This window comes from Rummeliibacillus pycnus (assembly GCF_050459865.1).
Lineage (GTDB): Bacteria > Bacillota > Bacilli > Bacillales_A > Planococcaceae > Rummeliibacillus > Rummeliibacillus pycnus_B.
Map to the genome: position 1 here is coordinate 21,427 of NZ_JBCMNM010000091.1, position 9,926 is coordinate 31,352.

The following is a 9,926-nucleotide window of genomic DNA, read 5'->3' on the forward strand; positions in this document are numbered from 1 at the left end:
AACATATATTAAGAACAAATGTTCTATATCATTTTCTTTTTTCCGAAAATTCTTTCATATCATTTTCTATTTTTCTATTTAGTTTTGATTCAACTTGCTTTCCACCCCACCATAACAAAGCTAGGATGACAATGATCAAACATGTCCGAATCGGATTCGTAATTAAAGCTTGTAAATCAGAGCCTATCCAACTAATGATGAAAATCATCACAAATTTTGCTAACATAACTGTCAATAAGTATCTCTTTTTTTTCAAATTAGATAAACCTGCCACAGTATTAACGATTGCAGAGGGGGTAAATGGAAAACATAATAGTATAAATAAAGGGGTAAATCCTTGATATTCCACCCAATGAATTAACTTTTTAACTGTACTTTTTTCTGTAATGAAGCGGAAAATTCTACTTTTGCCAAATTTGCGTATAATTAAAAATACACAATATGCTCCTAAAACAGCACCACTCCATGAAAATAGAAAACCCCACCACAATCCATAGGCACTAGCATTTGCTACTACAAATGCGGCTAATGGCAAAAATGGTAGAAATGCCTCCAGAAATGGTAATGCAATGGCCAATAGAGTACCAATTGAGCGATATTGTTGTGCAAGTGAATGAAAATTTTCAATAGATAACCATTCTGGCACTCCAGTTGCCTCCTTTAAATTAATCTTTTAAATCCTATATAAATCATTTAATAGGAGCGAATCAAATACCTATAAGTTGCGCAATACGACAGCATTTTACATAGTTTGCGAAATAGTCACTTTTTATAACCCGTTAGTTCTTCCACTCATTATACAATAGTTCGATTATTCTTCCTCACAGAAAGTTTTTCTTTTTTATAACAATACAGTGCGAAAAAAAAAGCTTATCCATTGTATGGACAAGCTTCTACTTTTTTCAGTTCTTATGTCGATTCATAATCTTTGTTGCATACCAGAAACCAATTGTAAGCGAAATAGCATCGGTTACATAAAGTATAGGTGGATGTGTATAGCCTGCGTAAACTGATGCCGCCATTAATGCGACTGAAAGCGCTAGACCTACATAATTTTTGAATGTAATTCGCGTAAATAAGATAACCAATAAACCAGGTAAAATAAGCGCCATTAAAAATTTTATAACCGACATACAATCACTCCCTATCGTACAACGAGCAATCCGATTCTAAAATGGTCATGACGATAAATGACATGTTGTCTTAGGCGAACTTCACCATCTTGATCAAGTACTTCGAGTCGACAATGAGCGGCATTGATTTGCAATGCTTCATAAAGCTCGTCCTCTGTTTTCACAGGAATTCCATTGACCTTACGAATACATTCACCTACTTGAATGCCCATTGCTTCTGCTGGTGAATCTGGTAAGACACCAGCTACCATAACCCCTGTATCTTGTGGAGTCACAGCATAACTACCATGACGTTCACTAATTGAGTAAATAATCGAGATTAATGCTCGTCCAACAATTGCTACACAAACTGCTGCAATCCCCATGATTGGGAAGAAATAAGCAACAATTGCTTCTGCCAACACAAGGAAGCCTAACATTTCAATCGTTTTACCTAATTGTGGATAGAAATGTACTGGAAGCATTTTACGTGAACGTTGTTGAAATCCAATTACAAAGGGTACTAGAATCAATGAAAATGAATCACTACCTAATGGGATTTGTGGCCAATATGGAAGAAATTCTTTGATTGTTCCAGTAGGTAATACAAAGAAAATTGGTAGTAGCCATAAACGTTTTGCAAGATAAATAACAGATGGTAATCCACGCTCAGTTTTTAAAATTTTGGGAGATGCAAGTTTTGCAGCATTTTTTTTAATTAAATACCCTTCTGCAATTAGTAAAAGACCAATCATGACTGGTATCGATACCAGCATACCTACGTGCATTGAAGCACTTGTAACATCCCAATTCAAGAAATGCCATGAACCATCAGTTATATATGTATACCACAAAATAATAAATGCGATTCCTAAAGGATATGCTGCAGATGCTAGATGATAATAATATGTTAGTAAGCATACGACACCTACAGCAGCACTTAAAACGATAAATTGAATCGGAACTACCAAACCAACTGCAATACTAATAATTGAAATGACTAATCCAATTAGCCAGCCCTCTTTTAGCATTAAAATCGTCTCAGACCAGCCCCAGAAAATTCGTATATTAAAAGATTTTCTCTCACTTTTCACTCGACGATACCCGATTAAAATGGAGAAAATAATAGCAACATACAATAACGGATTTAAAAAGAAACGGCCGATGCCTTTTAATAGTTCCATGACAATATCTACATACATAGTTCGCATCACCTTTCTATCTATTGCTACAAATAGTATTGTCTCTTAATTGTACCAAACAGCCGTTTTAAAACGAAGTCTTTTTCGACTATTAGCTAAATAGATTTCGCTATTATTTTAATTGATGATTGATAAAACCAATCGCCATTTGTAGTTGCAAATCATTTTCTATATCCCCTCTATATTTTACCATTCCTTTATGTAACTCCAAAAGGAATGTTTCGTCCATTTTAGATCCACTAGCTAGTTGATGTTTTTTGCTATATTCTTCTACAGCTTTTGCTGTCGTTCTATCAAAATAGCCATCAACTCTATTAACTGAATATCCTTGAGCTTTTAGAACTTCTTGGACAGATTGAATACTTTCTGAAAAATCTCCTTCTTTAAAGCTCCCCGTTATTGGCGTTAATTTCATATGGAATAATGGATTTTGTTCTACTTCTAAAGTTGCTTTGATTCCTTTGCCATGAATCCATTCGCGTTTTGGCGTTAACCATTTATGAGTTGAAAGCTTGAGCTCTCCTCCGTTAGATAATGGCCACGTTTCTTGAACTGTCCCTTTTCCAAAGCTTTTTACCCCAATTATAGATGCACGGTTCAAATCTTTTAATGCTGCACTTAATACTTCACTCGCTGATGCACTACCCTCATCTTGCAATAATACGACAGGTATTGTCTTTAATTGTTCATCATATTTATATGCCATTCTTTTTTTCGTTACTTGTAGAGGTGCTTGGTGACCTACTGCATCTTCCATATAAGCATAGGTTGTATTTGGTTGTACCAAACTTCCAATCACTTGCTCCACGCTTTTTAAATAACCACCAGGATTACTTCGAACGTCGACTATTAAGGCAGATACTTGTTGTTTCAAAAGTTCATTCGTAATCTTATACCATTCTTGTGCCGTTTTCTCTCCGAATACTGAAATAGAAACATAGCCGATATTTTTACCATCTGAAACTAATACTTTACTTTTAACAGAAGTCTGAGTAATCGCGGCCCTTGTCATCGTTAACTCTACATGTCGATCTTCTGATGGTCTATAGACCGTCATCTTTAAAGGTGTACCAGCTTCACCTCGAATGAGGGCTAATAATTCTGTTAACGTTTTACCATCTGTACGTTGACCATTTACTTGTACAATTTCATCATATGGTTTTAAACCGGCCTTTTCAGCTGGAGAATCTTTCATCGGAGATACGATGATAAAACGTCCTTGACTTTCTGTAATTTCTGCACCAATTCCTACTCTTTCATCTGACAACTGTTCCCTATGCAACTTCGCTTCTTCTTTTGTATAGTAAGTACTATACGGGTCTTTCAACGCCCCAGCCATCCCATTGATAGCTCCTTCGACAAGCTGCTTTTCTGTCGTTTCATGGACAGATTCTTTGCGAATTAGCTCATAAGCTTCGCCTACTGATTGTAATACTCCTTGTTCCGCTTTTATTACCTTGGCTGTTTTTGGATACTTCGCAAAAGCAAAAATTCCTACACTTAATACAAGTCCTATACATAAATAAAGCCACCATTTTCGCATTTTCTCTCGTCCCTCCCGTATCCATTTAATGTATGAATAGAGAACAAGAATTAAAACTAAAAATGGTGGACAAACTGTTATTATTTTAATGTAGCAATCGCTTTTGACATCATATCTTGGTCCATTGGTCCAATAATTTTCTTTTGGATTTTACCTTTTTGATCGATAAAGAATGTTGTAGGAATTGTAACAATTTCATATTGCTTTTGTTGTTCTCCTTCTTTATCCAATAAAACAGGGTAGGTCATATCATATGATTTCACAAAATCTCGAATATACTTTTCATCTTTATCTGAACTGGTTAAGTTAACAGCAAGAATTTCCACGCCATCATCTTTTGCTTGATTTTTATAATATTTTTCCATATGGGGAATTTCCGCTTTACACGGAGGACACCAAGTTGCCCAAAAATTTAAAATCACTTTTTTCCCTCGATAATCTGAAAGCTTTACTTCTTTTCCTTCTAATGTTTTCAGTTTGAAATCTGGTGCTGTTTGGTTTACTTCTAATCCGCTATCATTTTTCATTTCAGCTGAAACTTCAGTGGAGGATGTATCCACTTTTTGATCTTCATCAACTTTTGATTTTACAAAATTAGTTAATGCTATTGCAATTAACGCTATGACTAGTAGCAAACCAAAAATTTTCTTTTTCAACTTTGTACCCTCCTAGATTGTAAAAATATATTAAATAACACTAACATAGCTGTCACCAAAACTGATAATTGCCAAATTCCTAATGGCTGTAATGTAGCAATTAATACATACGTACACAAAAATAAAAGTAACAATTGATTATGCCATATTAAATTTGCTTTTCTTTTCCACAATGCTAACATAATCCAACAGGCAAAGCTCGTAATTGTGAGCACCTTTTGCCATAGTGCCGCATCATTTAATACTGCCATCAATATCTGATAAAAGCTTGAACATAGAATGATTGATACAAATACAGCTTGTAGATCTTCCTCTTTTAATCCTCTTTGACGTAATTTGTTCCAAAGCGAGACCCACATAAACAAGATACCTAGTATCAATCCCATCATACCACCATTAAAATATAAAATTGTCAGTGGATGCTTTATAACCATTGAAAAATCTGTGACAATGACACTAAATTTCCAAATTAGTATAAGTTGTAGTACCGCATCAGAAAAAATGGTTGCAATCTCTTTACGATATAATATCCATAATAATAATCCCGTTAGAACAAAACTACTTAATAAAGCCACCCAAGAAGATGGAATCGTAAGTGCTTTGATGCTATACCATTCTGTTACTTGCACTTTTTTTCACCTTCCTGCACACGTGATATATACCCTACACCGTATGTTAAATTATTTTGTACTCTTTATCAAATGCTGGGATAAACAAAAATATGGGTTTCATTTTTATTAAAAAAAGCTACTGAAGAAAAACTTCAATAGCTCAATCTTATTACAAGGAAATATATCGTAATGGGTTAACAGCTCCCACACTTTGTCCTTTCCATGCTGTTGTATGGATTTCAAAGTGTAGATGACTTCCAAATGCTCGACCCGTCTGACCCATATAGCCAATAACTTGTCCTTTTTTCACGGACTGTCCTACCGTTGAATTATATCCACTTAAATGTGCATAAACTGTAGTAAATGTATGTCCGTTAATAGAATGTGTAATCATTATTACATTTCCATATGTAGATAATGGGCTAGCTTTGAAAACCACACCATCAGCGGCGGCTACAATCGGCGTGCCTTCCTTGTTCGCTAAATCAACCCCATAGTGAAATTCAGGACCATAGCCAATATTACGCCATCCAAATCCAGATGTTAGAGTACCATTTGTCGGTTTTGTCCAAGTTCCGCTTGCTACTTCTGGAATATCTCCTGTTTCACCTTTATTTGATACTGTATTTATGTTTGAATTTTTCGCAGCTGCTTCAGCTTGCTGACGAGCAATCTTAGCTAAACGCGCTTGTTCTTTTGCAATATCTTTTTCCACTTCTTTACTAATATTAAGTGCTTCTGAGTATTCTTTTTCTAATAATTTCTTTTTTGCTTTTAATTTACTTTGTTCAGCCTCTAACTTATCGATTAAATGATCCTTATCTTTTTTCTTTTGGTTCAATGAATTTCGCAATGCCGTGAGTTCATCTCGATATTTTTCTTGCTCCTGCAATTTTCCTTCTAGCTTGGCCTTTTGTTCTTCTAGTTTTTTCTTGTCATTACTTTGTTCTTGGATAATTAAACGATCTGCTTCTAGTAATGTATTAACTGCTGATATACGATCGATAAAATCTGTAAAACTCTCCGACTTTAAAAGAACATCTACATAACCTACGGATCCGCCATTCTCTTGAATCGCTCTAGCACGTTCTTTTAGTAGTTCATCTCGATCATTTATATTTTTTTCTAATTCAGTAATCGATGATTTCATATCATTAATTTCTGATGTTGTCTTATCAATTTTCTCTAAGGCCACTGTAATTTTTTGATCTGTATTGAGGATTTTTTTATCAAGCTTTGAAATCTGCTCCATAATGCCATCCATCTTTGATTGATTTTTGTTAATCTTAGTAGTCTTGTCTTGAATATTTGAATTTAATTTGGACTTTTTTTGATTTAATTCTTGTTGTTTATCTTTTAACTCATTGATAGATTCCGCATTAGCTGTTACAGATGGAACTACCAATGTTAGAGCTAGCGTTGTGGCAATTACGCTCGTTAAACTTCGCTTTTTCTTGTTCAACAGGTGAACCCCCTCATCTCTAACTAGTTTTATATTCTCAAGATTTATATTTTCAAGAATTTTCGTACTGACATAAAACTTCCCCAAATACCAATAATGACACCCATTAATAAAATCAATAAATCTACTTCAAAAATAAATGGTGTAACATCTAATAGTTGGAAGATTTCGCCTTGCAATTTTGGTGCGACTGCATTGTATATCTGTGTATATAAGATGGTTACAATCGTTATCGGAATGATGGAACCTAATAATCCTAACCACATACCTTCTAAAAGGAATGGGATACGTACAAACCAGTTGGTTGCACCCACTAATTTCATAATTTCGATTTCTTTACCTCTTGCAGTAATTGTAATTTTTATCGTATTGGAAATTAGGAACATCGCAGTAAGGAGCAATGCAATAATTAATACGATTCCTACATTTCTACAAATATTTAAAAAGTTAAATAGCTTTTCAATTTTACCTTTCCCATATAACACTTGATATGTATTATCTAAAGCATCAATTTGTTTAGCTACTTTTGCTGTTTGTTGTGGGTTATCTGCTTTAACGTATAGTACATTTCGTAATGGATTGCTTTGTTTAAATAAGCTTAAATCTTCCCCAAAATCTTTGATCAAACCATTAAGTTCTTGTTCTTTCGATGAATACTTCAGCGATTCTACACCAGGCAAATCTTTTATTTGTTGTTGTAAAGTCGCCTCGGCTTTTCCGTCTGCTTGCAAGTCAACTAGTACTTTAATTTCTACATCATTTTCCAAATCATTAGCGACTTTGCTTAAATTCATCATTATCAGCATAAATACGCCAACTAATAACAAAGTAACGGTTACAGCACTTACAGAAGCAAAAGTCATCCAACCATTTCGCCCAATCGATTTGAAACTTTCTCTTATGTGACGATTGAAGGTGTTAGCTTTCATAACCGTAGTCACCCCCATGTACATCACGAACGATTAGACCGCCTTCAATAGCAACAACGCGATGTCTCATATTATTTACAATTTCTCTATTATGCGTTGCCATAATAATCGTTGTTCCGCGAGCATTTATTTCTTCAAATAAATTCATAATATCCCAAGATGTATCTGGATCTAAATTTCCTGTCGGTTCATCTGCAATGACCACTTTTGGTACGTTAACGATGGAGCGAGCGATGGATACACGTTGTTGCTCCCCTCCAGATAATTCATCAGGAAACATTCTCGCTTTCTTTTTTAATCCGACTAAATCTAACACATCCATAACCCTCTTACGAATTTTCGCAGGATTTTCTTCAATTACTTCGAGTGCGAATGCGACATTTTCATACACATTTAGTCTTGGCAAAAGTTTAAAATCCTGAAAAACGACACCGATTTGTCTTCTTAAATAAGGTACTTCCTTATTCTTTAATTCCATTAAATTCATTCCATTGACAATAATTTCGCCTGTTGTTGCATTTTCTTCACGATACATCATTTTAATAAATGTCGATTTACCTGCACCACTCGGTCCTACGATATAGACAAATTCACCCTGGTTAATTTTTATATTAAGTCCGTTAACCGCAACAATGCCATTCGGGTACTTTTTATAGACATTCTTCATTTCTATCATTTTTTTACCACCCATATTATAGTAAAACTTAACCAATTTTAGTTAACCTTATTATAACATTGTACTAGTTCTCTATCATTACAGTTTTATTTCAAATCGTAAAATATATTAATATGTGTTTTTTTGATGAAAAATAAATGATGTGAATGAAATTTGTTTGCAACAAAAAAAACAGGGAGAAAATCTCCCCGTTTTTTGTCAATTCCTTTAACTATAAATTATATCTAACAATCACTGAACCCGTTTTTGTTTCACCAACAATAAATAATGTTGATGTATTTTCAATCTTTTTAAAGAATTGGACAGATCTTTGTAAAAATTGACTTTGTTCATTTAATCGATGAATATCCGGTAAACGAACATCCATCTTTCCTAGATTTGATGCAACTTCACCTTGTAAAGAAACAGTACTTGGAATATAGATTTCAACAGTACCTGCTACTGTTTGTGCTTTAATCCCCTTTGCTTCTGGAGAACGAGTTGTAACAATTACATGTCCATTAGCAGATTCTGCTTCGATTTCATTTATGGCACCGTCAACATATATACGGCCATTAACTGTTTCCGCTTCTAATTCATCACCTACTACATCACGAACTTCAATTGCTCCATTTGCAGTTTCTAAATCAATTCTTCTGAAGTTGAAGGATTTACAGTCTATTCCTCCATTCATCGTTTTCACTTTCAATTTGTCAATATCAAGATTGTTTGTACTAAATCCGCCATTAAATTGGTGGATTGTTACCGTTTCATATTTTGCTTGAGGAATATATAAAATAAGGTCGACACGGATTTTCTTCGTTGTACAAATTGCACGTAATGTTCCACTATCATTCTTACAAACGAACTGATCTTGGAATTCTTTTTCTATATTATCACTTATTTTGACAAATGAAGGTCTCACTTTATAAAGAGCTCTTGCCGTACCATCTAAGGATGGTTTTACTTCAATATTGCCATTTGGAATATCAATACTAATATTTGAAAAATCCGTTAAATCAATTATTTCTTCTTTTTCATAAACATTCGGATCATTAAATGCTTTATCAAAGTCAAATTCTTTTACCTTCGATACAGCGGTATTCATTAAATCAACAAACTTTGAACTAAATTGTGTAAAATCTCTTTTCAAATCTTCAAAGAAATTTTCATCGATTCCTTTTGATGATTGATATTGGCTAGATGATTTTCCTTGCTGTTGCCATGTGAATTCTTCATCTCTTGCTTCTGAATTCGTGAAAGATTGTTCAAATGTTGTTTGTGTATTTCTATTTGTTGTATCATGCTGTTTATTTTCCATTGATTGATTCGATGGCTGTTCTAATTTTTCTAATAATACTATCGCTTCTTGCGCTGTAATGGTGCCTTTTTCAACTAAATCTAAAATGCGTTTACGTTCATCTTGCATTTTTAATGGCCTCCTTGTTCGTATTACTATTAGTTACGAATTACCTGGGAAAAAGTTTCATGTTACACTTTTCAACTTGCTTTTGATTGCGGGGCAACAGGATGTTGGTCACGGAGTCGTTGCCACAGGACGTGGCGTTCTTAGACTCCGTTCCTTAATTGCGTCTATTTGACAAAAGAAACTGACAACACTTTACAAAAAAATTAACATCTGTGTAGACGATGACAACTGAAAAAGTGTTTAAATACAAATATTAAGAGTATTAATCTGTTTTTTACATGATGTGGAATTAGCTTCGCTTTCCGCGGGCGAGCGGTGAGCCTCCTC

At 34.3% G+C, this 9,926-nt stretch carries 10 protein-coding genes; all 10 read right to left on the bottom strand.

The genetic code is table 11. The features are described 5' to 3' along the window. Positions 1-28: 28 nt before the first annotated feature. The 10 genes from ABE048_RS17285 to ABE048_RS17330 all read right to left on the bottom strand — a co-directional run bounded on the left by ABE048_RS17285 (position 29) and on the right by ABE048_RS17330 (position 9,599). Positions 29-646: a TVP38/TMEM64 family protein gene (locus ABE048_RS17285; protein ID WP_430312518.1), complete on the bottom strand. Its 618-nt coding sequence runs from the start codon at positions 644-646 to the stop codon at positions 29-31. 256 nt (positions 647-902) lie between these two features. Continuing rightward, entirely contained in the window at positions 903-1,133 is a 231-nt protein-coding gene (locus tag ABE048_RS17290; protein ID WP_430312519.1) for a CsbA family protein, read from the bottom strand. 11 nt (positions 1,134-1,144) lie between these two features. After that, positions 1,145-2,314, bottom strand: coding sequence for a PDZ domain-containing protein (locus ABE048_RS17295; protein ID WP_430312520.1), 1,170 nt, complete (start codon positions 2,312-2,314; stop codon positions 1,145-1,147). Positions 2,315-2,426: 112 nt separating this feature from the next. Further along, positions 2,427-3,857: a S41 family peptidase gene (locus tag ABE048_RS17300; protein WP_430312521.1), complete on the bottom strand. Its 1,431-nt coding sequence runs from the start codon at positions 3,855-3,857 to the stop codon at positions 2,427-2,429. An 80-nt stretch (positions 3,858-3,937) separates the two neighbouring features. Beyond that, positions 3,938-4,513, bottom strand: coding sequence for a TlpA disulfide reductase family protein (locus ABE048_RS17305; protein WP_430312522.1), 576 nt, complete (start codon positions 4,511-4,513; stop codon positions 3,938-3,940). Next, positions 4,510-5,142, bottom strand: a complete 633-nt coding sequence (locus ABE048_RS17310) for a hypothetical protein (RefSeq protein WP_430312523.1) — start codon at positions 5,140-5,142, stop codon at positions 4,510-4,512. Before ABE048_RS17310 ends, ABE048_RS17305 begins: the two co-directional genes overlap by 4 nt. Positions 5,143-5,293: 151 nt before the next feature. Next, the gene (locus ABE048_RS17315) at positions 5,294-6,586 is read right to left on the bottom strand and encodes a murein hydrolase activator EnvC family protein (RefSeq protein ID WP_430312524.1); all 1,293 of its coding nucleotides are present in this window, start codon (positions 6,584-6,586) and stop codon (positions 5,294-5,296) included. 44 nt (positions 6,587-6,630) lie between these two features. Beyond that, the gene (ftsX, locus tag ABE048_RS17320; RefSeq protein ID WP_430312525.1) at positions 6,631-7,515 is read right to left on the bottom strand and encodes a permease-like cell division protein FtsX; all 885 of its coding nucleotides are present in this window, start codon (positions 7,513-7,515) and stop codon (positions 6,631-6,633) included. Then, positions 7,505-8,191: a cell division ATP-binding protein FtsE gene (gene ftsE / locus ABE048_RS17325; RefSeq protein ID WP_430312526.1), complete on the bottom strand. Its 687-nt coding sequence runs from the start codon at positions 8,189-8,191 to the stop codon at positions 7,505-7,507. The genes ftsX and ftsE overlap by 11 nt, the downstream gene beginning before the upstream one ends. Before the next feature lie 211 nt (positions 8,192-8,402). Then, the gene (locus tag ABE048_RS17330; RefSeq protein WP_430312527.1) at positions 8,403-9,599 is read right to left on the bottom strand and encodes a DUF4097 family beta strand repeat-containing protein; all 1,197 of its coding nucleotides are present in this window, start codon (positions 9,597-9,599) and stop codon (positions 8,403-8,405) included. Positions 9,600-9,926: the final 327 nt, after the last annotated feature.